Genomic DNA, 24,930 nt, shown 5'->3' on the forward strand with positions numbered 1-24,930 from the left:
GGCCTGACAACAGCCGTGTACTCTTACCCCTGCGCGTCAGCGAGCTAGATCGCGCGTGCCCCCTTAGCTCAGTCGGCAGAGCGTCTCCATGGTAAGGAGAAGGTCTACGGTTCGATTCCGTAAGGGGGCTCTGTTCCACCCGCGGCGGTGTAGCTCAGTTGGCAGAGCAAGCGGCTCATAATCGCTGTGTCGCCGGTTCAAATCCGGCCACCGCTACTGTTGATTCGGGCGCCGCTGGCGCCCGTTTTGCTGGATGACCGTGCCACCAGGTAATCTGGTCGGCCGGTAGGTTCAACAACCGTTTCGAGGAAGGCACCCCGCCGTGGCCAAGGCGACCGACGTCCGTCCCAAGATCACTTTGGCGTGCACGGAGTGCAAGGAGCGGAACTACATCACGCGGAAGAACCGGCGCAACGACCCGGACCGCATCGAGCTGAAGAAGTTCTGCCCGCGCGACGGCCGTCACACGGTCCACCGCGAGACGCGCTAACCCGCAGCCAAAGCTTCCACGGCCGGCACCGCCATCGGCGGGGCCGGCCGTCGTGCTGCCCGGGTTGACCGCCCGGTGGCAACAGATAGGCAACGCCCGCCTCCGTCACACCGGGCACACCTCGCTCTACGCTAGGCAGATGCCCCTGGACCCGTCGTTTGTCGGCCGCAGCTACCCGCCGACCCCCGCCTACCTGGTCGGTCGCGAGAAGATCCGTGAGTTCGCGAAGGCGATCGGCGCCACCGACGCCGCCTACCACGACCCGGACGCCGCCCGGGCGCTCGGCTACGCCGACGTGATCGCGCCGCCGACCTTCCCGACCGTCGTCTCGTTCGCGTCCAACAACGCGGTCGTCGACGATCCGGACCTCGCGATCGACTACTCCCGCGTGGTCCACGGCGACCAGCGCTTCCAATACACGCGGCCGATCGTCGCGGGTGACGAGCTCGTCGGCCGCCAGACGATCGAAGAGATCATCTCGCGCGGTGGCCACGACTTCATCACCACGCGCACCGACATCACCGACTCCACCGGCGCGTCCGTCGCGATCGCGTGGTCCAAGCTCGTCGTCCGCGGGGAGGGCTGACCCATGGAGCTACCCACCAAGAAATACCCGGTGACCCGGGCCGACCTGGTCCGCTACGCCGGCGCCTCGGGCGACTTCAACCCGATCCACTGGAACGAGCGGTTCGCCACCAAGGTGGGCCTGCCCGGGGTGATCGCCCACGGCATGCTCACCATGGCTCTGGTCGGCCGCGCCGTCACCGAGTGGGCCGGCGCACCCGACGCCGTTCTCGACTTCTCTGTCCGGTTCAGCCGTCCGGTGCCGGTCCCCGACGACGAGAGCGGCACCGAGATCGAGGTCTCCGCGCAGGTGAAGAGCACCACCGACGAGGGTCACACCGTGCTGGCCATCACGGCCGTCTGCGGGGGCGAGAAGGTGCTCTCCCAGGCGCGGGCGACAGTGCGAACCTCCCGGTTGGGAAAGTAGGTCCCGTACCCGTACACTGGTCCGCCGTGGGGTCCGTGACTCCTGCGACGCTGCTTGCGCTCGTAGGGTTGCACCTCGCAAAGGGGTGTAGCTCAATTGGCAGAGCAGCGGTCTCCAAAACCGCAGGCTGCAGGTTCAAGTCCTGTCACCCCTGCGCCTATGGCCTGACCGGCTTGACGTGGGATTGGCATCGCCGAGCAGGGCCCCTGTCGGTGATCGGCCAGTCTCACTGAGCCGCTAAGGTCGGCGTTACCGAAGCACCACGACCGCGACGGAGGGCGAAGTGGCCGAGAAAAATCGGCGCGACGACGAGTTCGCCGACGACCGCCTTGAGGACGAGGCGTTCGACGACGCTGTCGACGACGACGCCACCGACGAAGACGAACCGGTATCGCGCGGCGGCACCGCTACGCGTTCCCGCGTCGCCAAGGCCGGTGAAAGCACCAGCAAGCGCACCGAAACCGGTCGCGTGGGATTCTTCGGGCGGATCGCCCGGTTCTTCCGCGAGGTCGTCGCAGAGCTGCGTAAGGTCATCTGGCCGACCCGCAAGGAACTGCTGACGTACACGGCCGTGGTGGTGGTGTTCGTCGCGGTGATGCTCGCGATCGTGGCCGTCCTCGACTTCGGGTTCGCCAAGGGCGTCCTGGCGGTCTTCGGCAACTGATGGCGCGGCGCCGCGGCCCCGAACGGCCGGCCGCGCCGGCCAACACACAGACGGAAGTGAATGAGCGTGCCTGAGTACGACGAGACCGGCGAGACCATCGACGAGCAGTCGTCAGTGGCCACGGCGGACACCGACGGTTCGAGCGAGGCCGCGACCGGCGACACCGAGGCGGAGGCCGGCGAGACCGCGCTGGCCGAGCCTGACGACGACTACGACCCGGTTGCCGAGCTTCGGCAGAAGCTGCGCTACGCGCCCGGCGACTGGTACGTCGTGCACTCCTACGCCGGCTACGAGAACAAGGTCAAGACCAACCTCGAGACCCGGATCACGAGCCTCGACATGGAGGAGTACATCTTCCAGGTCGAGGTGCCGACCCGCGAAGAGGTCGAGGTCAAGAACGGCAAGCGCCTCCAGGTGCAGAACAAGGTCTTCCCGGGCTACATCCTGGTCCGGCTGGAGCTGACCCCGGAGTCGTACTCCTGCGTGCGCAACACGCCTGGGGTCACCGGCTTCGTCGGCGCCACCGACCGGGCCGACCGGCCCGCGCCGCTGTCGCTCGACGAGGTGCTCAAGTGGCTGGCCCCGGCGGTCGAGACCGAGCAGACCAAGAAGACCAAGGTCGAGGTCAAGGTGCTCGACTTCGAGGTCGGCGACTCGGTCACGGTCACCGACGGCGCGTTCGCGTCGCTGCCCGCGACGATCAGCGAGATCAACGCCGACCAGCAGAAGCTCAAGGTGCTCGTTTCGATCTTCGGTCGAGAGACGCCGGTCGAGCTCAACTTCAACCAGGTCGCGAAGATCTAAAACCGCTGAGTTACGCTTGTACGTCGGCCCGCCGGGGCCGCGCTCGACCGTGCGCTCTGCACCGCCGTTCGGGTCCGGTCCGGCACTCCGGCCAACTGAGTCCACCCAAGCCCAGGAAGTGACATGCCTCCGAAGAAGAAGCTCGTCAAGACCTTCACGCTGCAGCTGCCGGCGGGTCAGGCGACCCCCGCGCCGCCGGTTGGCCCCGCGCTCGGCCAGCACGGTGTCAACATCATGGAGTTCTGCAAGCAGTACAACAAGGAGACCGAGGCTCAGCGGGGTGACATCGTCCCGGCCGAGATCAGCGTCTACGAAGACCGGACCTTCACCTTCGTGCTGAAGACCCCGCCGGCCGCGCGCCTCCTGATCAAGGCCGCCGGTGTGCCCAAGGGTTCCGGCACACCGCACACCGCCAAGGTCGGCACCGTGAGCCGCGCCCAGCTGCGCGAGATCGCCGAGCGCAAGATGTCCGACCTCAACGCCAACGACGTCGAGCAGGCCGAGAAGATCATCGCCGGCACCGCCCGGTCGATGGGCATCACGGTCCGCGACTAATCAGTTCGTGGGAGGACCGCCGTTGACGCGGTCCGCCAACTACCACAGGAGATAGACAGCAATGACACAGCGCAGCAAGAGTTACCGCAAGGCGGCCGAGCAGATCGACCGGGACAAGCTCTACACCCCGGCCGAGGCCGTCAAGCTCGCCAAGGGCGCCAGCGTCGTCAAGTTCGACCCCACCGTCGAGGTCGCCATGCGTCTCGGGGTCGACCCGCGTAAGGCCGACCAGATGGTCCGCGGCACGGTCAACCTGCCGCACGGCACCGGCAAGACCGCGCGCGTCATCGTGTTCGCGGCCGGCGCCAAGGCCGAGGAAGCCACCGCGGCCGGCGCCGACGCCGTCGGCACCGACGAGCTGGTCGCCCGCATCCAAGAGGGCTGGCTCGAGTTCGACGCGGCGATCGCCACGCCGGACCAGATGGCCAAGATCGGCCGGATCGCGCGGATCCTGGGCCCGCGCGGCCTCATGCCGAACCCGAAGACGGGCACGGTCACCATGGACGTGACCAAGGCAGTCAACGAGATCAAGGGCGGGAAGATCACCTTCCGCGTCGACAAGCACTCGAACCTGCACCTGATCATCGGCAAGGCCTCGTTCACCGAGGACCAGCTGGTCGACAACTACGCCGCGGTCCTCGACGAGGTCCTCCGCGCGAAGCCGTCGGCCTCCAAGGGCAAGTACCTCCGCAAGGTCGTCTTCACGACCACCATGGGCCCGGGCGTTCCGGTCGACCCGAACGTGGTCAAGAACCTGCGCGAGAGCACTGACGCCTGAGTTCTTCGCCTTAATCGCCCGTCGCCCTTCTGGGGTGGCGGGCGATTTTGCGTGGCTCTTGGGCGCTGTTCGCCTCGACGGGCTCGTTCTTCGCGTTGGGTTGCGGTCTTGGTCGGGGGAGGATGTTGTGGGTGCCGACAGGCCGCAAAGAGCGCGACCTCTATTGTCGGCACCCACAACATCCTCCCCCGCCCTGACCCAGTTCGTCGCGAGCGACTTCGCTTGCGGTGCGTGGGACACAGTCCCTTTGGTCGCGGAGCGTTGGGGTCTCTTCTCGCGGGACCGGGTCGTGGGCGAGTTGCGGTCCATGGTGGACGCCACTCGCGGACGCGCGCGGCGTCTTAAGGTCGTGGCCCCATACGAAGCCGCAGCTTGGGGTGGGTCCCGTTGTCGGGCGTAGTTCTTTTGTCAGGATCTTCGGGTGGTGACAAGGTGGAGCGCCCTACCGGACGAACGACCTTGTCACCACCCGAAGATCCTGATGCTCTTGCGAAGTCCGACAACGGGACCCACCCCTTCCCCTGGGTCCCCGCAGATCGCGGCGGGGTCCGGGGCAAAGCCCCGGAGACGCGACCAGTCAACAGGGGCGGTTCCGTTTCTCAGGTCGGCATGGGAGAGTCACCCGCGTGCGACTGGACGGCGTTTCCTACCGCTATGGCCGGCGTGGACCGTGGGTTCTGCGGGAGGTCGACGTCGAGCTTCCGGAAGGCGGCACGGTGGTCGTGCTCGGGCGCAACGGCGCCGGGAAGTCGACCCTGCTGCAGCTCGCCGCCGGGGTATTGCGTCCTAGTGGTGGCGTGGTCCGGGAGCGGCCGAGTCCGGTCGGCTGGGTGCCTGAGCGGTTTCCCGCCGACCAACCCTTCACGGTCGTGGGCTATCTGACCGCGATGGCGCGGGTGCACGGGACCGTCGAGCGCAACGCCATCGAGGCCTGGATTGATCGGCTCGGGTTGGCGCCCTATCGGGGCACAAGGTTGGGTGAGCTTTCCAAAGGGACCGCGCAGAAGGTTGGGCTTGCGCAGGCGTTGATTCCCGGTCCGGGGCTGCTCGTGCTCGACGAGCCCTGGGAAGGGCTCGATGCCGCCGCCCGGGAGCTCGTGCCCGAGATCGTGGCCGAGGTGGTCGCGGCCGGTGGCTCTGTGCTTGTCAGTGATCATCGGGGTGAGACCGGTCGGCTGCCTGGCGCCGTGACCTGGACCGTCGCTGACGGGACCGTGACCGTGGGGGAGGCCGGCGGCGCCGGTGAGACGGCGATCATCGAGATCGCGGTGCCCGCCGGCGACGCCGAGGCGACCGTGGCCGCGTTGCGGGCCGACGGGCACGACGTGGTCGGCGTCCGGACGACGGCGGGGGTCAGGGCATGACCGCGCTGGTGCGCATGCGGCTGACCGCCTTTCTCCGTAGCGGGCGTGCGCTGCCCGGGCTGCTCGGCACGCTGGTTGTCGTCGGCATCATCTACGGCGGCGGGAAGTCCGATGCTGCTGAGGCGTACGGGTTCTCCGCTGTCGCGCTGTTTCCGGTGATCGCTTGGCAGGCCAAGCTTGTCCTGGATACCGAGCCCGACGTCCAGCGTCGGCTGGCGGTCAGTGCCGTCGGGCTGCGTCGGGAGATCGTCGCGGGGCTCGCCGCGGGCCGGCCTCGTCGGCCTTGCCACGGTTGTGTTGGCGATGGTGTTGCCGTGGGTGGTGGGTGGGATCACTGGGCCTGGCGGGATCGGGCCCGGGCTGTGGGCGCATGCCGCCTCCCTCGCCGGTGCGGTGGGGCTCGGGGCTTTGGCCAGTCGGCCGATCACCCGGTCGACCCTGTACGGGGTGGCTGTTCTGGTAACCGGGTCGGTGCTGGCGATGGTGCTGGGGCTCGACGGCTCTGTGGCGCCTTGGTTGGCTCCGCCGTTGATGGCTGTTGCCCGGCATCTGGCCGGGCGGCCCGACAGCGCCAGCGTCGTGGCGTTGACCGGGCAGGCAGCGCTGTGGGCCGCCGTGGTCGGGCTGGTCTACGCGCGGCTCAGGCGTACCCGTAGCTGATTTGGCGCAGGCCCCGCGCGTCGCGTACTCTTCGTGACGAAGTTCCACCAGAGACCGCTGGTCATCGCGCCGTGAGGCGCGGTCGAAGGCTCCGCATCCGGGGCGGCCCGCGCAGGTTGAACGGTTCGAGAGCCCGCGGCCGCAAGCCGCCCTCCCGCCCCGTGCGCCCTGCGCCGGGGCGTTTTCCATGCCGGAGCCGAGCACGCCAGCTTCGAGCATTTGGAAGGAGGGACATGGCGGACAAGCCGGTTCGGGCCGACAAGGCCACCGCCGTCGCCGAGCTAACCGAGCAGTTCCGTAGCTCGGGCGCCACCGTGCTGACCGAGTACCGGGGCCTGACGGTGTCGCAGCTGACCCAGCTGCGGCGCTCGCTGGGCAAGGAAGTCACCTACTCGGTCGCCAAGAACACGCTGGCCAAGCGGGCAGCCTCTGAGGCGGGCATCGACGGCATCGAGCAGCTGTTCACCGGTCCTACCGCGCTCACCTTCGTCTCCGGCGACGTCGTGGAAGCGGCGAAGAGCCTTCGTGAGTTCGCGAAGGCCAACCCGCTTCTCGTCATCAAGGGCGGCGTTTTCGAGGGCAAGGCCATCACGGCCGCTGAGGTCAACCGCCTCGCCGACCTCGAGTCCCGCGAGGTGCTGCTGGCCAAGCTGGCCGGCGGCATGAAGGCCAACCTGGCCAAGGCCGCGGCCCTGTTCCAGGCGCCGCTGTCGAAGACCGTCCGTACGGTCGCCGCTCTGCAGGACAAGCGCGAGCAGGAAGGCGCCCCGGCCGCCGACGCGGCCTGAGCGCATCACCGACCCACGATCTACCAAAAGAGGTAAGGAAACATGGCGAAGCTCAGCACCGACGAGCTGCTCAGCGCGTTCAAGGAGATGACGCTGATCGAGCTCTCCGAGTTCGTGAAGCAGTTCGAGGAGACCTTCGACGTCAAGGCCGCCGCGCCCGTCGCGGTCGCGGCTGCCGGCCCGGCCGGTGGCGCCCCCGCCGAGGAGGCCGTGGAGCAGGACGAGTTCGACGTCATCCTCGACGCCGACGGCGGCAAGAAGATCCAGGTCATCAAGGTCGTGCGCGAGCTGACCGGCCTGGGCCTCAAGGAGGCCAAGGACCTGGTCGAGGCCGCGCCGAAGGCCGTCCTCGAGAAGGCCAACAAGGAGACCGCGGAGAAGGCCAAGGCCAAGCTCGAGGCCGAAGGCGCCAAGGTCACCCTGAAGTAAGTACGGAACCAACGCTGACGGGCGGCGATCCATGACCGGATCGCCGCCCGTCGGCGTACGCTCGAATCGGATCAAGTTCAAAGACCTGGTCCGACCCGCGTCATAACCCTTGACGCGGAGTGTGCTGACAGGCACGCTGGCATCAAGCAAGACCTTCCGCGCTTGCGACAGCCACCGGTTGGGTATGGGACACCAGACCTGATTGAGGTGCAGAAGACGCGTTCTGAGCGGCCGGCGAGGCGCCCACGGGTGCCCCCAAGACACGCTCCGCGGTCTCCTGCGCTGCGGGCTGGACAGCGGTTAGCCGTTCGGCTACACTGCTAGTTTGCCGTGTCTTCCGTCTTTGACCCTGTCCGTAATGTCCATCTGGGCGTTTGCGGGTAGGGCCCGTCGGACTGCACGAACAACGGCCGTTTAGCAACACCGGTCCTCGGAAGGACGCATCTTGGCAGCTTCCCGCCCTGCGAAGACCAGTCGTACGTCGAGCGCTTTCGCTCCCCGCCGAATTTCCTTCGGCCGGATCACGGAACACCTCGAGGTCCCCAACCTCCTCGCCATCCAGACCGAGTCATTCGACTGGCTGGTTGGCAACGAGGCGTGGCAGGGCCGGTCGGCTGATGATCCGCACGCTCGCTCGGGTCTCGCAGAGATTCTCGAAGAGATCAGTCCGATTGAAGACTTCTCTGGCACCATGTCCCTTTCCTTCTCCGCGCCCCGCTTCGACGAGGTCAAGGCCTCGATCGAAGAGTGCAAGGAGAAGGACCTGACCTACTGCGCGCCGCTCTTCGTGACCGCGGAGTTCACCAACAACACGACTGGTGAGATCAAGAGCCAGACCGTGTTCATGGGTGACTTCCCGATGATGACGCCCAAGGGCACCTTCATCATCAACGGCACCGAGCGCGTCGTGGTCAGCCAGCTCGTCCGGTCCCCGGGCGTCTATTTCGACAAGCAGCCGGACAAGACTTCCGACCGCGACCTCTCCAGCGTCAAGGTCATCCCGAGCCGGGGTGCCTGGCTGGAGTTCGACATCGACAAGCGCGACACCGTCGGCGTCCGCATCGACCGCAAGCGTCGGCAGGCCGTCACGGTCCTGCTGAAGGCTGTCGGTTGGAGCAACGAGCAGATCCGTGAGCGGTTCGGCTGGTCCGAGCTCATGATGACGACGCTCGAGAAGGACCACATCGCCGGTGCCGACGAGGCGCTGCTCGACATCTACCGCAAGCTCCGCCCGGGCGAGCCGCCGACGCGCGAGAACGCCCAGACCTTGCTCGACAACCTCTTCTTCAACCCGAAGCGGTACGACGTAGCCAAGGTCGGTCGATACAAGTTCAACAAGAAGCTCGAGCTCGACGTCCCGATCAACAAGGGCACGCTGACCGAGGACGACATCGTCGCCACCGTGGAATACCTCTGCCGGCTGCACGCCGGTGAGGAGGGCTACGAGGCCGACGACATCGACCACTTCGGCAACCGGCGCCTGCGCACCGTGGGCGAGCTGATCCAGAACCAGGTTCGGGTCGGCCTCTCCCGCATGGAGCGCGTCGTCCGCGAGCGGATGACCACCCAGGACGTCGAGGCGATCACGCCGCAGACCCTGATCAACATCCGCCCCGTGGTGGCTGCGATCAAGGAGTTCTTCGGTACGTCGCAGCTCTCGCAGTTCATGGACCAGACCAACCCGCTGGCGGGTCTCACCCACCGGCGCCGGCTGAGCGCGCTCGGCCCGGGTGGTCTGTCCCGTGAGCGGGCGGGCTTCGAGGTTCGCGACGTGCACCCGTCCCACTACGGCCGGATGTGCCCGATCGAGACGCCGGAAGGCCCGAACATCGGCCTGATCGGTGCGCTCTCGACGTTCGGGCGGGTCAACCCGTTCGGCTTCATCGAGACGCCGTACCGCAAGGTCGACAACGGTGTGGTCACCGACCAGATCGACTACCTGACGGCAGACGAAGAGGACCGTTACGTCAAGGCACAGGCCAACGCCGTGCTCAAGGCCGACGGCACCTTCGCCGAGGACCGCGTCCTGGTCCGTCGAAAGGGTGGTGAGGTCGACTTCGTGACCGGCACCGCCGTCGACTACATGGACGTCTCGCCGCGCCAGATGGTGTCGGTCGCGACCGCGATGATCCCCTTCCTCGAGCACGACGACGCGAACCGGGCCCTGATGGGCGCCAACATGCAGCGTCAGGCCGTGCCGCTGGTCAAGGCCGAGTCCCCGTTCGTCGGCACCGGCATGGAATACCGTGCCGCGGTCGACGCCGGCGACGTGGTCGTGGCCGAGGTCGGTGGCGTGGTCGAGGACCTGTGCGCCGACTACGTGACCGTGCACCAGGACGACGGCCACCGCCGCACGTACCTGCTGCACAAGTTCCGTCGGTCGAACTCCGGCTCCTGCGTCAACCAGAAGCCGGTGGTCTTCGAGGGCGACCGCGTCGAGGCCGGTCAGGTCATCGCCGACGGTCCGTGCACCGACGAGGGCGAGATGGCGCTCGGGCGCAACCTGCTCGTGGCGTTCATGCCCTGGGAGGGTCACAACTACGAAGACGCGATCATCCTGTCCCAGAAGCTGGTGCAGCAGGACACCCTCACCTCGATCCACATCGAGGAGCACGAGGTGGACGCCCGCGACACCAAGCTGGGCCCGGAGGAGATCACCCGCGACATCCCGAACGTCAGCGAGGAAATGCTCGCCGACCTCGACGAGCGCGGGATCATCCGGATCGGCGCCGAGGTGGTCACCGGTGACATCCTGGTCGGCAAGGTCACGCCCAAGGGCGAGACCGAGCTGACCCCGGAGGAGCGGCTGCTCCGCGCGATCTTCGGTGAGAAGGCGCGTGAGGTCCGGGACACCTCGCTGAAGGTTCCGCACGGCGAGACCGGCACGGTCATCGGCGTTCGCACCTTCTCGCGCGAGGACGGCGACGAGCTGCCCCCGGGCGTCAACGAGTTGGTCCGCGTCTACGTTGCCCAGAAGCGCAAGATCCAGGACGGCGACAAGCTCGCCGGCCGCCACGGCAACAAGGGCGTCATCTCGAAGATCCTGCCCGTCGAGGACATGCCGTTCCTCGAGGACGGGACGCCGGTCGACATCGTGCTCAACCCGCTCGGTGTGCCGAGCCGGATGAACATCGGCCAGGTGCTGGAGACCCACCTCGGTTGGGTCGCCAAGACCGGCTGGAAGATCGATGGCGACGACGCCAAGTGGAAGACCGCGCTGAAGTCCATCGGTGCCGGCGAGTCCGTGCCGGACACCAACGTGGCCACGCCGGTCTTCGACGGTGCCAAGGAAGAAGAGATCACCGGGCTGCTCAGCAGCACGCTGCCCAACCGGGACGGTGTGCAGCTGGTCGGTGGCTCGGGCAAGGCGCAGCTGTTCGACGGCCGTTCCGGCGAGCCGCTGCCCGACCCGATCGCGGTCGGATACATCTACATCCTGAAGCTGAACCACCTGGTCGACGACAAGATCCACGCTCGGTCGACCGGCCCCTACTCGATGATCACGCAGCAGCCGCTGGGTGGTAAGGCGCAGTTCGGTGGCCAGCGGTTCGGCGAGATGGAGTGCTGGGCGATGCAGGCCTACGGCGCGGCGTACGCGTTGCAGGAGCTGCTCACGATCAAGTCAGACGACGTCCTGGGCCGCGTGAAGGTCTACGAGGCGATCGTCAAGGGCGAGAACATCCCAGAGCCGGGCATCCCGGAGTCGTTCAAGGTGCTGCTCAAGGAGCTGCAGTCGCTGTGCCTCAACGTCGAGGTGCTTTCCAGCGACGGCGTGGCCCTCGAGATGCGCGAGACCGACGACGAGGTGTTCCGCGCTGCGGAGGAACTCGGCATCGACCTGTCGCGGCGTGAGCCGAGCAGCGTCGAGGAAGTGTGAGTTGGGGCCGGGGCCTCGTGAGAGGCCCCGGCTCCCCGCCCGGTAGGTAAGAGCAACGACAGACTCGAGGGACATAAATTGCTCGACGTCAACTTCTTCGACGAGCTGCGCATTGGCCTTGCCACGGCTGACGACATTCGTCAGTGGTCGCACGGCGAGGTCAAGAAGCCCGAGACGATCAACTACCGCACCCTGAAGCCGGAAAAGGACGGGCTCTTCTGCGAGAAGATCTTCGGTCCTCAGCGCGACTGGGAGTGCTACTGCGGTAAGTACAAGCGCGTCCGGTTCAAGGGCATCATCTGTGAGCGCTGCGGCGTCGAGGTGACCCGCTCCAAGGTCCGGCGTGAGCGGATGGGCCACATCGAGCTGGCCGCGTCCGTGACGCACATCTGGTACTTCAAGGGCGTGCCGAGCCGCCTCGGCTACCTGCTCGACCTCGCGCCCAAGGACCTCGAGAAGATCATCTACTTCGCGTCCTACGTTGTCACCAGCGTGGACACCGAGGCCCGCCACCGCGACCTGAGCACCATCGAGAACGAGATCCTCGCCGAGAAGCGGCAGTCCGAGAACAGCCGGGACTCCGCGGTCGAGGGTCGCGCCGCCAAGCTCGAGGCCGACCTGGCCGAGCTCGAGGCCGAGGGTGCCAAGGCCGACGTGCGCCGCAAGGTCAAGGAGGGCGGAGAGCGCGAGATGCGCCAGATCCGCGACCGGGCGCAGCGCGAGATCGACCGCCTCGACGAGGTGCTCGACACCTTCCGCAAGCTCGACTCCAAGCAGCTGGTCACCGACGAGCTGCTCTACCGCGAGCTGCGCGACCGGTTCGGTGAGTACTTCACCGGCGGCATGGGCGCTGAGGCGATCAAGGCCCTGCTGCAGAACATGGACCTCGACGCCGAGGCCGAGCTGCTGCGCGAGATCATCCGCAGCGGCAAGGGCCAGCGGAAGATCCGTGCGCTCAAGCGGCTCAAGGTCGTCGCGGCGTTCCTCAACACCCGCAACTCGCCGCTCGGCATGGTCCTCGACTGCGTCCCGGTGATCCCGCCGGACCTGCGGCCGATGGTCCAGCTCGACGGTGGCCGGTTCGCGACCAGCGACCTGAACGACCTGTACCGCCGGGTGATCAACCGGAACAACCGCCTCAAGCGCCTGATCGACCTGGGTGCTCCCGAGATCATCGTCAACAACGAGAAGCGGATGCTGCAGGAGGCCGTCGACGCGCTGTTCGACAACGGCCGCCGCGGCCGGCCGGTCACCGGCCCGGGCAACCGCCCGCTCAAGTCGCTGTCCGACATGCTCAAGGGCAAGCAGGGCCGGTTCCGGCAGAACCTGCTCGGCAAGCGCGTCGACTACTCCGGCCGTTCGGTCATCGTCGTCGGCCCGCAGCTCAAGCTCCACCAGTGCGGCCTGCCCAAGCAGATGGCGCTCGAGCTGTTCAAGCCGTTCGTGATGAAGCGGCTCGTCGACCTCAACCACGCCCAGAACATCAAGTCCGCCAAGCGCATGGTCGAGCGCCAGCGCCCGGTGGTGTGGGACGTGCTGGAAGAGGTCATCGGCGAGCACCCGGTGCTGCTCAACCGCGCACCGACGCTGCACCGACTGGGCATCCAGGCGTTCGAGCCGCAGCTGGTCGAGGGCAAGGCGATCCAGATCCACCCGCTGGTCTGCACCGCCTTCAACGCCGACTTCGACGGTGACCAGATGGCGGTCCACGTGCCGCTGTCCGCCGAGGCCCAGGCCGAGGCGCGGATCCTGATGCTGTCGTCGAACAACATCCTCAAGCCGGCCGACGGCAAGCCCGTCACCATGCCTACCCAGGACATGGTGATCGGCCTCTACCACCTCACCCACTTCTCTCCGGAGGAGAAGGGCGCGGGCCGGTCGTTCAGCTCGGACGCCGAGGCGCGGATGGCCTTCGACAACGGCGAGCTGCACCTGCAGGCACCGATCAAGGTCCGGCTGCAGAACGTCATCGAGGTCGACAACGGCGCGGGCCAGCCCAAGTGGGAGGCCCCGGAGGAGTGGGCGGCCGGCGAGCAGCTGACCGTCGACACCACCCTGGGCCGGATCCTGTTCAACGAGACGCTGCCCCCGGGCTACCGCTTCGTGAACTACGAGATCCGGCGGGGCCAGCTCTCGGCGATCGTCAACGACCTCGCCGAGCGGTTCCCGAAGGTGGCGCTGGCCGCGACCCTCGACGGGCTCAAGGAGGCCGGTTTCCACTGGGCCACCTGGTCCGGCGTGACGATCGGCATGGAGGACGTCATCCAGCCCCCGCGCAAGTGGGAGATCCTGGAGCGTTACGAGCGCGAGGCCGAGCAGATCGACAAGCAGTACCAGCGTGGTTTGATGACCGCCGAGGAGCGTCGCGGCGAGCTCATCGAGATCTGGACCAAGGCGACCAACGAGGTCGCCAAGGAGATGGAGACCGCACTGCCGCAGGAAAACCCGTTGTGGAAGATGATCAACTCGGGTGCCCGCGGTAACCTCCTCCAGCTCCGCCAGATCGCCGCGATCCGTGGTCTGGTGGCCAACCCGAAGGGCGAGATCATCCCGCGGCCGATCAAGGCCTCGTACCGGGAGGGTCTGTCCGTGCTGGAGTACTTCATCTCCACGCACGGTGCCCGTAAGGGTCTGGCTGACACCGCTCTGCGTACCGCCGACTCGGGTTACCTGACCCGTCGTCTGGTCGACGTCTCGCAGGACGTGATCATCCGCGAGGAGGACTGCGGCACCGACCGGGCGATCACCATGCAGGTCGGCACCACCACCGCCGACGGCAAGCTGATCGTCCACGAGCACGCCGAGACCGGTGTGCACGCGCGGACGCTGGCCGACGACATCAAGGGTGCCGACGGCTCGCTCGTGGTCGAGCGGGGCGCCGACCTCAACTCGATCATGGTTGACAAGCTCGTGGCCGCCGGTGTCGACACCGTGCGGGTGCGCAGCGTGCTGACCTGCGAGTCCAAGCTGGGCGTCTGCGCGGCCTGCTACGGCCGTTCGCTGCCGACCGGCAAGACCGTCGACGTCGGCGAGGCGGTCGGCATCATCGCCGCCCAGTCGATCGGTGAGCCGGGTACGCAGCTGACGATGCGTACCTTCCACACCGGTGGCGTCGCGGGTGAGGACATCACCCAGGGTCTGCCCCGTGTCCAGGAGATCTTCGAGGCCCGTGTCCCCAAGGGCAAGGCGCCGATCGCGGAGTCTCCCGGTCGCATCCGCATCGAGGACGGCGAGCGCTCGCGGAAGATCATCATCGTGCCGGACGACGGCAGCGACGAGATCGTCCACGACAAGGTGTCCCGCCGCGTCAAGCTCCGGGCCGGCGATGGTGCGCACGTCGAGGTGGGCGAGAAGCTCACTGAGGGCACCATCGACCCGCACGAGCTCCTGCGCATCCTCGGTCCGCGCGCGGTCCAGGTCCACCTGACCAACGAGGTCCAGGAGGTCTACCGCTCGCAGGGTGTGCTCATCCACGACAAGCACATCGAGATCATCATCCGCCAGATGCTCAAGCGGGTGACCGTGATCGATTCCGGCTCGACCGAGTTCCTGCCGGGTGTGCTCGTTGACCGGGCGTTGTTCGAGTCGGAGAACCGCCGGCTCGTGTCCGAGGGTGGCGAGCCGGCCGCGGGTCGTCCGGTGCTGATGGGTATCACCAAGGCCTCGCTGGCCACGGACTCTTGGCTGTCGGCGGCCTCCTTCCAGGAGACCACCCGAGTGCTGACGGACGCGGCGATCCACGCCCGCAGCGACTCGCTGATCGGCCTCAAGGAGAACGTGATCATCGGAAAGCTCATCCCGGCCGGTACGGGCATCAGCAAGTACCGCAACGTTCGGGTCGAGCCGACCGAGGAGGCGAAGGCCAAGGTGTACTCGATGACGGGGTACCCCGAGACGGACTACGGCTTTGGTCCGGCCGCTGGTCAGGCTGTTCCGCTCGACGACTTCGACTTCGGGTCTTATCGCTAGTCGGCGTCTTTGTCGGAGGCGCTCTTCCCCTTCGTGGGGAAGGGCGCCTTCGCCGTTTTTGGTTGCGGTCTAGGGCGGGGGAGAATATTGCGAGTGCCGACAGGCCGCAGAGAGCGCGACCTCTATAGTCGGCATTCGCAATATCCTCCCCCGCCCTGACTCAGTTCGGCGTTGGTCTACTTCGGTTCCTGGTCGTGGGTCACAGTCCATTGGGGGCGGTTCGTGGGGCGTCTCCCGACTTTGGTTGTTGTCAGTGGGCCGCCTATCGCGCTTGATGTGCCGGAGTTCCGCGTGGACACGACGTCGGGGTACACGTCTGGGCTCACGGCCGTGATCGACTTTGTGAACGGTTAGAAGAACTCGTCCAGTAGGCGGTAGAAGGCGAGCTTGGCTGGGTCTGGGTTCTCGAGGCCGTAGGCGGTTAGGAGGGTGGTCGCTTCGGTCTTTGACCAGTTCGCCGTGAGGTTTCTTGTTGCTATGGCTAGGTCGTTGTGGCGGTCGGCTACGCCTAGGCGGGATACGTCGACCACTCCCGTTGGCCGGCCGTCGTCTGTGCAGAGGATGTTCGGGAGGCAGGGGTCGCCGTGGCCTACGACCAGGTCTTCTGGGTCCTGCGGGCGGGTGGCGTGGAGCTCCGCCAGTAGGCGGTCGATTGACCAGCCTGCTCGGGTGGTGTCGAGGCTGTCCAGGTCGACCTCCTTCGTGCGCGCCGCGGCCTCGGCTTCCCTGATTGCGGTCGACAATCGGCGGTCGAACGGGCAGGTGGCTGTTGGGAGTTGGTGGAGGTCGTGCAGTAGGGCGCCGATCGCGGCTGACATCGCGGGGCGGCTTGTGGTTGGCCACCTGTCCGAGGCTGGGCGGCCTGGCAGGGCTCTGGTCCCGTGCCAGTGGGTCACGCGATCATCGTGCCGCTGCTGGGATGGGTGGGTAGGGTCGCGGTGTGCAACCGACTGAGGCGCTGCGGCATCCGCTTGATCCGGATCCGGTTCGGTCTTCCAAGGCCGGGGCCGTGTTCGGGTTGGGGTTGTTGGCCGCGGTGACCGGGGTGCTGGTCGGTGGGGTGGTGCCCGCGGCCGTCGCACTGTTGCTTGCTCGGCAGGCTCGGCGGGAGGCGTACGCGTCCGGTGGGTATTTGACCGGCAGTGTTTGGGTTCGTCGCGGGGAGCGGTTGGCCTGGATCGGGATCATGCTGTGCATCGCGACCGTGGTTGTCGCGACGGTGGTCGGCATTCTGAAGTCGGCTGGGCCGGGTGGGGTGCAGGACTTCGCGCCTGGGGTCGACTGACCTGGCGGTTAACCTCGGGGAAATCTGTACCCCGTCGGGTGATGTGCTGGGGCATGGCATGCTCGTGGGCGTGGCGCAGCAGGGGGGACCCGTCTATCCGGTGAATCAGCCGCGGCCAGTTTCGGTGCCGCCGCCGGTTGACGCGCAGCAGCGGACTCGGCGGGTCGAGGCCGTGCCGGGCACCGCGTTCGGGATCGTGCACCTGGAGGTGCCGCCGGCGACCTCGGGGCTGGCCGTCGGCGGGCTGATCGCGGGCATCGCCTCGATCGTCGTGTCGTTCGTCGTGCTCTGCTTCGGGCTCGTGGGTGCGCAAGAGGGCTGGGGTGCCTGGGCCGCCGGCGCGTTCACCGTGTTGGCCGTGTCCGCCGGTGTGGCCGGTGTGGCGCTGGGGATCCTGGCGCGGCGGCAGATCCGGCAGGTGGCGCCGGCCTCCTCGATGCGGTTCCAGGGCAAGGGGCTGGCGTCGGCGGGCCTCGTCTGCGGGATCGTCGGCCTGGCCATCGCCCTGCTCGCGTTCCTCGCCGCGGTGGGGCTCCAGGTAGCCGCCTAAACCGGTTCATTACGGCCAAGTCCCTGGCTCGGCAGTCCTCCGGGGCAGCCGCTACAATTGAGGGAGATAGAGGCCAACCGCGGGTGTCACAGGGGTTTTGACCTGCGCGCTCGCGATGGGTACTCTTTCCTTTCGTGCCCGGGCTCGCCCGGGCAATCCGTGCGTGCGCGCACCGAGGCCAGGCAGCGACATCGCCGCCGAGTGCGTGAGCACGAACAATGGCAGAAACCCGGGCTCGCGTCAGCGCGCACGGGGACCGTGGAGAGGCCGACACGCCCGACCGCGGGTACCGGGAGCACCTGGCCCGGTTGGAGTGTTGGAGAACCGTCCACCCGGGCGGTTAAGGCGACAGGCGCGGCCGCGAAGAAGTGGCCGAAGGGAGCGGAAAACCCGGTGCCAACCATTCAGCAGCTGGTCCGCAAGGGCCGGCAGGCGAAGACGAGCAAGACCAAGACCCCCGCGCTGAAGGGCAGCCCTCAGCGGCGCGGCGTGTGCACGCGCGTTTACACGACCACCCCGAAGAAGCCCAACTCGGCGCTGCGCAAGGTCGCCCGCGTCAAGCTGAGCAGCCAGATCGAGGTGACCGCGTACATCCCCGGTGTCGGCCACAACCTGCAGGAGCACTCGATCGTGCTCGTGCGTGGCGGCCGTGTGAAGGACCTTCCCGGCGTGCGTTACAAGATCGTGCGTGGCTCGCTCGACACCCAGGGTGTCCGCAACCGCAAGCAGGCCCGCAGCCGCTACGGCGCCAAGAAGGAGAAGAGCTGACATGCCGCGTAAGGGACCCGCTCCGCGTCGTCCGCTCGTCGCGGACCCTGTGTACAACTCTCCGCTGGTGACCCAGCTGGTCAACAAGATCCTCATGCGTGGCAAGCGTCAGCTCGCCGAGCGCATCGTCTACGGCGCCCTCGAGGGTGCTCGTGAGAAGAGCGGCGGCACTGATCCCGTCGTCATCCTCAAGCGGGCGATGGACAACGTGAAGCCGGCCATCGAGGTGAAGAGCCGCCGGGTCGGTGGCGCCACCTACCAGGTGCCGATCGAGGTGCGCGCGCCCCGCCAGACCACCCTTGGTCTGCGCTGGCTGGTGCAGTACTCGAAGGCCCGCCGCGAGAAGACCATGGTCGAGCGCCTCATGAACGAGCTGCTCGACGCCAGCAACGGCCTCGGTGCCGCCGTCAAGCGACGCGAGGACACGCACAAGATGGCGGAGTCCAACAAGGCCTTCGCTCACTACCGGTGGTAACCGCCACCCGAACGACGACGACGAAGAGGGATTGAAGTGGCCGCCGCAGACGCGCTCGCCAAGGTTCGCAACATTGGCATCATGGCGCACATCGACGCTGGTAAGACCACGACCACCGAGCGGATCCTGTTCTACACCGGCATCACGTACAAGATCGGTGAGGTCCACGAGGGCGCTGCCGTCATGGACTGGATGGAGCAGGAGCAGGAGCGAGGCATCACGATCACTTCCGCCGCCACCAAGTGCGAGTGGAAGGATCACACGATCCAGATCATCGACACGCCCGGCCACGTCGACTTCACGGTCGAGGTCGAGCGGTCGTTGCGGGTCCTCGACGGCGCGGTGGCCGTCTACGACGGTGTCGCCGGCGTGGAGCCCCAGACCGAGAACGTCTGGCGGCAGGCCGACAAGTACAACGTCCCGCGGATGTGCTTCGTCAACAAGCTCGACCGCACCGGTGCCGACTTCTTCCGCTGCGTGCAGATGATGATCGACCGGCTGCACGCGACCCCGCTGGTGCTGCAGATCCCGATCGGGAACGAGGCCGACTTCATCGGCGTCGTCGACCTGATCGGGATGCGCGCGCTGACCTGGCGCGGCGAGACCCAGAAGGGTGAGGACTACGCGGTCGAGGAGATCCCGGCCGACCTCGCCGACCAGGCCGCCGAGTGGCGCGAGAAGCTGATCGAGACGTTGGCCGACGTCGACGACGTGATCACCGAGAAGTACCTCGAGGGCGAGGAGCTCACCGTCGAGGACATCAAGGCCGCCATCCGGCGCGCCACGATCGCGGGCAAGGCCAACCCGGTGCTGACCGGTTCGGCCTTCAAGAACAAGGGCGTCCAGCCCATGCTCGACGCGGTCGTCGACTTCCTGCCTTCGCCGCTGGACATCCCGGCGATCGAGGGCACGGCCACCGACGGTGAGACCCCGCTGCTGCGCAAGCCGTCGAACTCGGAGCCCTTCGCGGGCCTCGCGTTCAAGATCCAGACGGACAAGCACCTCGGCAAGCTCACCTACGTCCGGGTCTACTCGGGCACGCTCGACTCCGGTTCTCCGGTCATCAACTCGACCAAGGACCGCAAGGAGCGCGTCGGCAAGATCTACCAGATGCACGCCAACAAGCGTGAGGAGCGGGCGACCGCGCAGGCGGGTGACATCATCGCCGTGCAGGGTCTCAAGCAGACCACCACCGGCGACACCCTCTGCGACCCGGCCAACCCGGTCATCCTGGAGTCGATGACGTTCCCGGAGCCGGTCATCTCGGTGGCGATCGAGCCGAAGACCAAGTCCGACCAGGAGAAGCTGGGCACCGCGATCCAGCGCCTCGCCGAGGAGGACCCGACGTTCCGGGTCCGCAACGACGAGGAGACCGGCCAGACGGTCATCTCCGGCATGGGCGAGCTTCACCTCGACATCCTGGTCGACCGGATGCGGCGTGAGTTCAACGTCGAGGCCAACGTCGGCAAGCCGCAGGTGGCGTACCGCGAGACGATCCGCCGCAAGGTGGAGAAGGTCGAGTACACCCACAAGAAGCAGACGGGTGGCTCTGGCCAGTACGCGCGGGTCATCGTCAGCCTCGAGCCGTTGCCGCTCGACAACGACGCACCGACCTACGAGTTCGCCAACGCCGTCAGCGGTGGCCGCATCCCGAAGGAGTTCATCCCTTCCGTGGACGCGGGCGCGCAGGACGCCATGCAGTACGGCATCCTCGCCGGCTACCCGCTGGTGGGCCTCAAGCTGACCCTGCTCGACGGTCAGTACCACGAGGTCGACTCGTCGGAAATGGCATTCAAGATCGCCGGTTCGATGGTGCTGAAGGAGGCGGCCCGCAAGGCCGACCCGGCACTGCTCGAGCCGATGATGGCGGTCGAGGTGACGACGCCCGAGGAGAACATGGGCGACGTGATCGGCGACCTGAACTCCCGGCGCGGCATCATCCAGGCGATGGAGGAGCGCTCCGGCGCTCGCGTCGTCCGGGCCCTGGTGCCGCTGTCGGAGATGTTCGGCTACGTCGGTGACCTGCGGTCGAAGACCCAGGGCCGGGCTAGCTACAGCATGCAGTTCGACTCCTACGCCGAGGTTCCCGCGAACGTCGCGAAGGAGATCATCGCCAAGGCAACTGGCGAATAGCTGTGTGAGGGTGCTGGGGCTTCGCCGTCCCAGCACCCACCAAGTGGACAGTGTCGTCGGTGCCATAGGGTGCCGAGGGCGTACGGAACAAGAAGTCCTTGAGGAGGACACCAGTGGCGAAGGCGAAGTTCGAGCGGACTAAGCCGCACGTCAACATCGGCACCATTGGTCACATCGACCACGGGAAGACGACGCTGACCGCGGCCATCACCAAGGTCCTGCACGACCGGTACCCGGACGTGAACCCCTACACGCCGTTCGACGAGATCGACAAGGCGCCGGAGGAGAAGGCCCGCGGTATCACGATCTCGATCGCGCACGTCGAGTACCAGACCGAGGCGCGGCACTACGCGCACGTCGACTGCCCGGGTCACGCCGACTACATCAAGAACATGATCACCGGTGCCGCGCAGATGGACGGCGCGATCCTGGTGGTCGCGGCGACCGACGGCCCGATGCCGCAGACCCGCGAGCACGTGCTGCTGGCTCGCCAGGTCGGCGTTCCCTACATCGTCGTGGCGCTCAACAAGAGCGACATGGTCGACGACGAGGAGCTCCTGGAGCTCGTCGAGCTCGAGGTCCGTGAGCTGCTGTCGGCTCAGGAGTACCCGGGCGACGACCTGCCGGTCGTGCGCGTCTCCGCGCTCAAGGCCCTCGAGGGTGACCCCGAGTGGACCGAGAAGCTCATGGAGCTGATGAACGCGGTCGACACCGCGATCCCGCAGCCCGAGCGTGAGACCGAGAAGCCGTTCCTCATGCCCATCGAGGACGTCTTCACGATCACCGGTCGTGGCACCGTGGTGACCGGTCGCGCCGAGCGCGGCGTTCTCAAGCCCAACGAGGAGGTGGAGATCGTCGGCATCCGCGAGAAGTCGATGAAGACGGTCTGCACCGGCATCGAGATGTTCCGCAAGCTGCTCGACGAGGCCCGTGCGGGTGAGAACGTCGGTCTGCTGCTGCGCGGCATCAAGCGCGAGGACGTCGAGCGCGGCATGGTGGTCGTCAAGCCGGGCACCTCGACCCCGCACACGGAGTTCGAGGCGACCGTCTACATCCTCTCGAAGGAAGAGGGTGGACGGCACACCCCGTTCTTCCAGAACTACCGTCCGCAGTTCTACTTCCGGACCACGGACGTCACCGGCGTCGTCACGCTGCCTGAGGGCACCGAGATGGTCATGCCGGGCGACAACACCTCGATGACCGTCAAGCTGATCCAGCCCATCGCCATGGACGAGAACCTCAAGTTCGCGATCCGTGAGGGTGGTCGCACGGTCGGCGCTGGTCGCGTCACGAAGATCATCAAGTAAAAAGGTAACCCCGATTAGGTCTGCCGGAACGCATACGGCATACTAGTCAGGTTGCGTACGCGACGGGTGGCTGCTTGCCCCTGGGCTTGCAGTCACCCTTCGCGCGTAGCGCCTCTTCTGAAGAGGCGCCGGCCCCGAAAGACACCGCCGCTTTGCGGCGGAGCCTGGCCACAGGGCGCGACACGCCCGACCGCGGGGGTCGGAGGAGTGGGGTCAAACCCACGACAAGAGCGGCATCGAGAGAAGGAACAGAAGCCACCATGGCGGGACAGAAGATCCGCATCCGGCTCAAGGCCTACGACCACGAGGTCGTCGACTCGTCGGCGCGCAAGATCGTCGAGACGGTGACCCGCACCGGGGCGCAGGTCGCGGGCCCGGTGCCGCTGCCCACGGAGATCAACCGTTTCTGCGTCATCCGCTCGCCGCACAAGTACAAGGACTCGCGCGAGCACTTCGAGATGCGCACGCACAAGCGGCTGATCGACATCATCGACCCGACGCCGAAGACGGTCGACTCGCTTATGCGCCTCGACCTGCCGGCCGGCGTCGACATCGAGATCAAGCTGTAGGGACGCGAACTCATGGACAGGCAAGTGAAGGGCATCCTGGGCGCCAAGCTCGGCATGACCCAGGTCTGGGACAACAACCGTGTCGTCCCGGTCACCGTGGTCCAGGCCGGCCCCTGTGTCGTGACCCAGGTCCGCTCCGGTGACAAGGACGGCTACTCGGCCGTGCAGCTCGCCTACGGCGCGATCGACCCGCGCAAGGCCAACAAGCCGAAGGCCGGTCACTACGCGAAGGCCGGCGTCGCACCGCGGCGGCACATCGTCGAGCTGCGCACGACTGACGCGAGCGACTACGAGCTCGGCCAGGAGGTCACCGTCGAGGCGTTCACGCCCGGCGCGACCATCGACGTGACGGGCCGCACCAAGGGCAAGGGCTTCGCCGGCGTCATGAAGCGGCACGGCTTCCACGGCCTGCGCGCGAGCCACGGTGTCGAGCGCAAGCACCGCTCGCCCGGCTCAATCGGCGCCTGCGCGACCCCGGGTCGCGTCTTCAAGGGCGTCCGCATGGCCGGCCGCATGGGTGGCCGCCGCTACACGGTGCAGAACCTGACCGTTCAGGCGGTCGACACCGAAAACAACCTGCTGCTCGTCAAGGGCGCCATCCCCGGCCCCAAGGGCGCGCTGATCCTGGTCCGCTCCGCGGCCAAGGCGTTGACGAAGGGTGGTGCGCGATGACCGCGGTCGACGTGATCACCGTCGACGGTGGCAAGAGCGGCTCGGTGGAGCTGCCCAGCGACATCTTCGACGCACAGGCCAACATCCCGCTGATGCACCAGGTGGTGGTGGCCCAGCTGGCCGCCGCGCGCCAGGGCACGCACAAGGCCAAGACCCGCGGCGAAGTCCGTGGTGGCGGCAAGAAGCCCTACAAGCAGAAGGGCACCGGCCGCGCCCGGCAGGGCTCGCTGCGCGCACCGCAGTTCACCGGCGGTGGCGTGGTCCACGGCCCGGTCCCGCGTGACTACAGCCAGCGGACCCCCAAGAAGATGAAGGCCGCCGCCCTGCGTGGCGCCCTCTCCGACCGGGCCCGCGGCGGGCACGTGCACGTGGTCGAGAGCTTCGTGACCGGCGAGACCAAGTCCACCAAGGCCGCTCTGGCCACGCTGGCCAAGGTTTCCATGGCCAAGCGGGTGCTCGTCGTGCTCTCCGAGTCCGACGAGAACAACTGGGTGTCGCTGCGCAACGAGCCGCGGGTGCACCTGATCGAGGCCGGCCAGCTCAACACGTACGACGTGCTGGTGGCCGACGACGTGGTCTTCACCAAGGACGCCCTGGACGAGTTCCTGGGTGTGCCGGCCGAGGCCGCGCAGGAGGAGAACTGATGGCGACCATCGCGGATCCGCGCGACATCATCGTCGCGCCGATCGTGTCGGAGAAGAGCTACAGCGAGCTGAACCGCAACTGGTACACGTTCCTCGTGCACCCGGATGCGAACAAGACGCAGATCAAGATCGCTATCCAGCAGATCTTCAACGTCCGCGTCCTGACCGTCAACACGCTCAACCGTGAGGGCAAGCGCAAGCGCACCCGCACCGGCTGGGGCAAGCGCAAGGACACCAAGCGCGCGATGGTGAAGCTGGCTGAGGGCGACCGCATCGAGGCCTTCGGCGGCCCGGTCAGCTGAGGGGTATAGACAATGGCTATCCGTAAGTACAAGCCGACGACGCCGGGCCGGCGTGGCTCCAGCGTCGCCGACTTCGCTGAGATCACCCGATCGACGCCCGAGAAGTCGCTGCTGGCTCCGCTGCCGAAGAAGGGCGGGCGCAACGCGCACGGCCGGATCACCACGCGGCACCACGGCGGCGGTCACAAGCGTCAGTACCGGATCATCGACTTCAAGCGGGTCGACAAGGACGGCGTGCCGGCCAAGGTCGCGCACATCGAGTACGACCCGAACCGCACCGCGCGCATCGCGCTGCTGCACTACGCCGACGGCGAGAAGCGCTACATCATCGCGCCGAAGGACCTGAAGCAGGGCGACGCGGTCGAGTCGGGCCCGGGCGCTGACATCAAGCCCGGCAACAACCTGCCGCTGCGCAACATCCCGGTCGGCACCCAGGTGCACGGCGTGGAGCTCCGCCCGGGCGGCGGTGCCAAGCTGGCCCGCTCGGCCGGCGTCGGCATCCAGCTGCTGGGCCGCGAGGGCCAGTACGCGACGCTGCGGATGCCCTCGGGCGAAATCCGCCGGGTCGACGTGCGCTGCCGCGCGACCGTGGGCGAGATCGGCAACGCCGATCAGTCGAACATCAACTGGGGCAAGGCCGGCCGCATGCGGTGGAAGGGCAAGCGCCCGACCGTCCGTGGTGTCGCGATGAACCCGGTCGACCACCCGCACGGTGGTGGTGAGGGTAAGACCTCCGGTGGTCGCCACCCGGTCAACCCGCAGGGTAAGCCGGAGGGTCGCACCCGCCGTAAGGGCCAGCCGAGCGACCGGCTGATCGTCCGCCGTCGTTACGCCAACCGGAAGCGGGGATAACCCG

Annotated in this window: 25 protein-coding genes and 3 tRNA genes; 27 read left to right on the forward strand and 1 reads right to left on the reverse strand. The window is 67.2% G+C overall.

What is annotated here, in order from left to right:
• Positions 1 to 57 precede the first annotated feature (57 nt).
• The 16 genes from CHC05_RS03995 to CHC05_RS04070 all read left to right on the forward strand — a co-directional run bounded on the left by CHC05_RS03995 (position 58) and on the right by CHC05_RS04070 (position 15,369).
• Positions 58 to 130: transfer RNA gene (locus CHC05_RS03995), tRNA-Thr, on the forward strand.
• 13 nt (positions 131 to 143) lie between these two features.
• A tRNA-Met gene (locus tag CHC05_RS04000) sits at positions 144 to 216 on the forward strand.
• A 106-nt stretch (positions 217 to 322) separates the two neighbouring features.
• Positions 323 to 490, forward strand: coding sequence for a 50S ribosomal protein L33 (gene rpmG / locus CHC05_RS04005; RefSeq protein ID WP_030436491.1), 168 nt, complete (start codon positions 323 to 325; stop codon positions 488 to 490).
• Positions 491 to 629: 139 nt separating this feature from the next.
• Entirely contained in the window at positions 630 to 1,076 is a 447-nt protein-coding gene (locus CHC05_RS04010) for a MaoC family dehydratase N-terminal domain-containing protein (RefSeq protein WP_089244830.1), read from the forward strand.
• Positions 1,077 to 1,079: 3 nt separating this feature from the next.
• A complete protein-coding gene (locus tag CHC05_RS04015; RefSeq protein ID WP_089244832.1) occupies positions 1,080 to 1,481 on the forward strand; it encodes a MaoC family dehydratase in 402 nt (133 codons plus the stop codon).
• Positions 1,482 to 1,562: 81 nt separating this feature from the next.
• Positions 1,563 to 1,635, forward strand: a tRNA-Trp gene (locus CHC05_RS04020).
• Positions 1,636 to 1,764: 129 nt separating this feature from the next.
• Positions 1,765 to 2,145, forward strand: a complete 381-nt coding sequence (secE, locus tag CHC05_RS04025; RefSeq protein ID WP_089244835.1) for a preprotein translocase subunit SecE — start codon at positions 1,765 to 1,767, stop codon at positions 2,143 to 2,145.
• Positions 2,146 to 2,211: 66 nt separating this feature from the next.
• Complete coding sequence (gene nusG, locus CHC05_RS04030) at positions 2,212 to 2,949, forward strand: transcription termination/antitermination protein NusG (RefSeq protein ID WP_089246059.1); 738 nt, start codon at positions 2,212 to 2,214, stop codon at positions 2,947 to 2,949.
• A 123-nt stretch (positions 2,950 to 3,072) separates the two neighbouring features.
• Positions 3,073 to 3,504, forward strand: a complete 432-nt coding sequence (gene rplK / locus CHC05_RS04035) for a 50S ribosomal protein L11 (protein WP_089244837.1) — start codon at positions 3,073 to 3,075, stop codon at positions 3,502 to 3,504.
• Positions 3,505 to 3,565: 61 nt separating this feature from the next.
• Complete coding sequence (gene rplA / locus CHC05_RS04040; RefSeq protein WP_089244839.1) at positions 3,566 to 4,282, forward strand: 50S ribosomal protein L1; 717 nt, start codon at positions 3,566 to 3,568, stop codon at positions 4,280 to 4,282.
• Between the two features lie 626 nt (positions 4,283 to 4,908).
• Positions 4,909 to 5,646 (forward strand): ATP-binding cassette domain-containing protein, encoded by a 738-nt coding sequence (locus tag CHC05_RS04045; protein WP_089244841.1) that lies wholly within the window; start codon positions 4,909 to 4,911, stop codon positions 5,644 to 5,646.
• A 447-nt stretch (positions 5,647 to 6,093) separates the two neighbouring features.
• A complete protein-coding gene (locus CHC05_RS42290) occupies positions 6,094 to 6,306 on the forward strand; it encodes a hypothetical protein (RefSeq protein WP_245870652.1) in 213 nt (70 codons plus the stop codon).
• Between the two features lie 233 nt (positions 6,307 to 6,539).
• Complete coding sequence (rplJ, locus tag CHC05_RS04055; RefSeq protein WP_089244843.1) at positions 6,540 to 7,094, forward strand: 50S ribosomal protein L10; 555 nt, start codon at positions 6,540 to 6,542, stop codon at positions 7,092 to 7,094.
• A gap of 42 nt (positions 7,095 to 7,136) precedes the next feature.
• On the forward strand, positions 7,137 to 7,523 hold the full coding sequence (gene rplL, locus CHC05_RS04060; RefSeq protein WP_089244845.1) for a 50S ribosomal protein L7/L12: 387 nt from the start codon (positions 7,137 to 7,139) through the stop codon (positions 7,521 to 7,523).
• A gap of 445 nt (positions 7,524 to 7,968) precedes the next feature.
• The gene (rpoB, locus tag CHC05_RS04065) at positions 7,969 to 11,400 is read left to right on the forward strand and encodes a DNA-directed RNA polymerase subunit beta (RefSeq protein WP_089244847.1); all 3,432 of its coding nucleotides are present in this window, start codon (positions 7,969 to 7,971) and stop codon (positions 11,398 to 11,400) included.
• A 78-nt stretch (positions 11,401 to 11,478) separates the two neighbouring features.
• Positions 11,479 to 15,369: a DNA-directed RNA polymerase subunit beta' gene (locus tag CHC05_RS04070; RefSeq protein WP_089244849.1), complete on the forward strand. Its 3,891-nt coding sequence runs from the start codon at positions 11,479 to 11,481 to the stop codon at positions 15,367 to 15,369.
• Positions 15,370 to 15,719: 350 nt separating this feature from the next.
• On the opposite strand, the gene CHC05_RS04075 is transcribed toward CHC05_RS04070, so the two are convergent.
• Complete coding sequence (locus CHC05_RS04075; protein ID WP_179266046.1) at positions 15,720 to 16,265, reverse strand: aminoglycoside 3'-phosphotransferase; 546 nt, start codon at positions 16,263 to 16,265, stop codon at positions 15,720 to 15,722.
• Positions 16,266 to 16,309: 44 nt separating this feature from the next.
• Between CHC05_RS04075 and CHC05_RS41295 the strand changes: the two genes are divergently transcribed.
• The 11 genes from CHC05_RS41295 (at position 16,310) to rplB (ending at position 24,926) form a co-directional block, all read left to right on the forward strand.
• Complete coding sequence (locus tag CHC05_RS41295; RefSeq protein WP_179266047.1) at positions 16,310 to 16,654, forward strand: hypothetical protein; 345 nt, start codon at positions 16,310 to 16,312, stop codon at positions 16,652 to 16,654.
• A gap of 124 nt (positions 16,655 to 16,778) precedes the next feature.
• A complete protein-coding gene (locus tag CHC05_RS04085; protein ID WP_245870653.1) occupies positions 16,779 to 17,204 on the forward strand; it encodes a hypothetical protein in 426 nt (141 codons plus the stop codon).
• A gap of 393 nt (positions 17,205 to 17,597) precedes the next feature.
• Positions 17,598 to 17,972 (forward strand): 30S ribosomal protein S12, encoded by a 375-nt coding sequence (gene rpsL, locus CHC05_RS04090; RefSeq protein WP_014440718.1) that lies wholly within the window; start codon positions 17,598 to 17,600, stop codon positions 17,970 to 17,972.
• Between the two features lies 1 nt (position 17,973).
• A complete protein-coding gene (rpsG, locus tag CHC05_RS04095; protein ID WP_089244855.1) occupies positions 17,974 to 18,447 on the forward strand; it encodes a 30S ribosomal protein S7 in 474 nt (157 codons plus the stop codon).
• A gap of 36 nt (positions 18,448 to 18,483) precedes the next feature.
• The gene (gene fusA, locus CHC05_RS04100) at positions 18,484 to 20,580 is read left to right on the forward strand and encodes an elongation factor G (RefSeq protein WP_089244857.1); all 2,097 of its coding nucleotides are present in this window, start codon (positions 18,484 to 18,486) and stop codon (positions 20,578 to 20,580) included.
• 113 nt (positions 20,581 to 20,693) lie between these two features.
• The gene (gene tuf / locus CHC05_RS04105) at positions 20,694 to 21,887 is read left to right on the forward strand and encodes an elongation factor Tu (protein ID WP_089244859.1); all 1,194 of its coding nucleotides are present in this window, start codon (positions 20,694 to 20,696) and stop codon (positions 21,885 to 21,887) included.
• Positions 21,888 to 22,147: 260 nt separating this feature from the next.
• A complete protein-coding gene (rpsJ, locus tag CHC05_RS04110) occupies positions 22,148 to 22,456 on the forward strand; it encodes a 30S ribosomal protein S10 (RefSeq protein ID WP_007073037.1) in 309 nt (102 codons plus the stop codon).
• A 12-nt stretch (positions 22,457 to 22,468) separates the two neighbouring features.
• Entirely contained in the window at positions 22,469 to 23,128 is a 660-nt protein-coding gene (gene rplC, locus CHC05_RS04115; protein ID WP_089244861.1) for a 50S ribosomal protein L3, read from the forward strand.
• Positions 23,125 to 23,772, forward strand: a complete 648-nt coding sequence (gene rplD / locus CHC05_RS04120; protein WP_089244863.1) for a 50S ribosomal protein L4 — start codon at positions 23,125 to 23,127, stop codon at positions 23,770 to 23,772. The genes rplC and rplD overlap by 4 nt, the downstream gene beginning before the upstream one ends.
• Positions 23,772 to 24,074 carry a 50S ribosomal protein L23 gene (rplW, locus tag CHC05_RS04125; protein ID WP_089244865.1) on the forward strand — a complete coding sequence of 101 codons (303 nt, stop codon included), beginning with the start codon at positions 23,772 to 23,774 and terminating at the stop codon, positions 24,072 to 24,074. Before rplD ends, rplW begins: the two co-directional genes overlap by 1 nt.
• A gap of 12 nt (positions 24,075 to 24,086) precedes the next feature.
• Positions 24,087 to 24,926 carry a 50S ribosomal protein L2 gene (rplB, locus tag CHC05_RS04130; protein WP_089244867.1) on the forward strand — a complete coding sequence of 280 codons (840 nt, stop codon included), beginning with the start codon at positions 24,087 to 24,089 and terminating at the stop codon, positions 24,924 to 24,926.
• Positions 24,927 to 24,930: the final 4 nt, after the last annotated feature.

The sequence above is a fragment of the Asanoa hainanensis genome, assembly GCF_900188485.1.
Lineage (GTDB): Bacteria > Actinomycetota > Actinomycetes > Mycobacteriales > Micromonosporaceae > Asanoa > Asanoa hainanensis.

Bases quoted from the DNA above. Each gene is read 5' to 3' on its own strand.
- CHC05_RS04010 (WP_089244830.1), top strand. From the start codon at position 630: ATGCCCCTGGACCCGTCGTTTGTCGGCCGCAGCTACCCGCCGACCCCC.
- CHC05_RS04015 (WP_089244832.1), top strand. From the start codon at position 1,080: ATGGAGCTACCCACCAAGAAATACCCGGTGACCCGGGCCGACCTGGTC.
- rplK (WP_089244837.1), top strand. From the start codon at position 3,073: ATGCCTCCGAAGAAGAAGCTCGTCAAGACCTTCACGCTGCAGCTGCCG.
- rplA (WP_089244839.1), top strand. From the start codon at position 3,566: ATGACACAGCGCAGCAAGAGTTACCGCAAGGCGGCCGAGCAGATCGAC.
- rplJ (WP_089244843.1), top strand. From the start codon at position 6,540: ATGGCGGACAAGCCGGTTCGGGCCGACAAGGCCACCGCCGTCGCCGAG.
- rplL (WP_089244845.1), top strand. From the start codon at position 7,137: ATGGCGAAGCTCAGCACCGACGAGCTGCTCAGCGCGTTCAAGGAGATG.
- rpsG (WP_089244855.1), top strand. From the start codon at position 17,974: ATGCCGCGTAAGGGACCCGCTCCGCGTCGTCCGCTCGTCGCGGACCCT.
- rpsJ (WP_007073037.1), top strand. From the start codon at position 22,148: ATGGCGGGACAGAAGATCCGCATCCGGCTCAAGGCCTACGACCACGAG.
- rplC (WP_089244861.1), top strand. From the start codon at position 22,469: ATGGACAGGCAAGTGAAGGGCATCCTGGGCGCCAAGCTCGGCATGACC.
- rplD (WP_089244863.1), top strand. From the start codon at position 23,125: ATGACCGCGGTCGACGTGATCACCGTCGACGGTGGCAAGAGCGGCTCG.
- rplW (WP_089244865.1), top strand. From the start codon at position 23,772: ATGGCGACCATCGCGGATCCGCGCGACATCATCGTCGCGCCGATCGTG.
- rplB (WP_089244867.1), top strand. From the start codon at position 24,087: ATGGCTATCCGTAAGTACAAGCCGACGACGCCGGGCCGGCGTGGCTCC.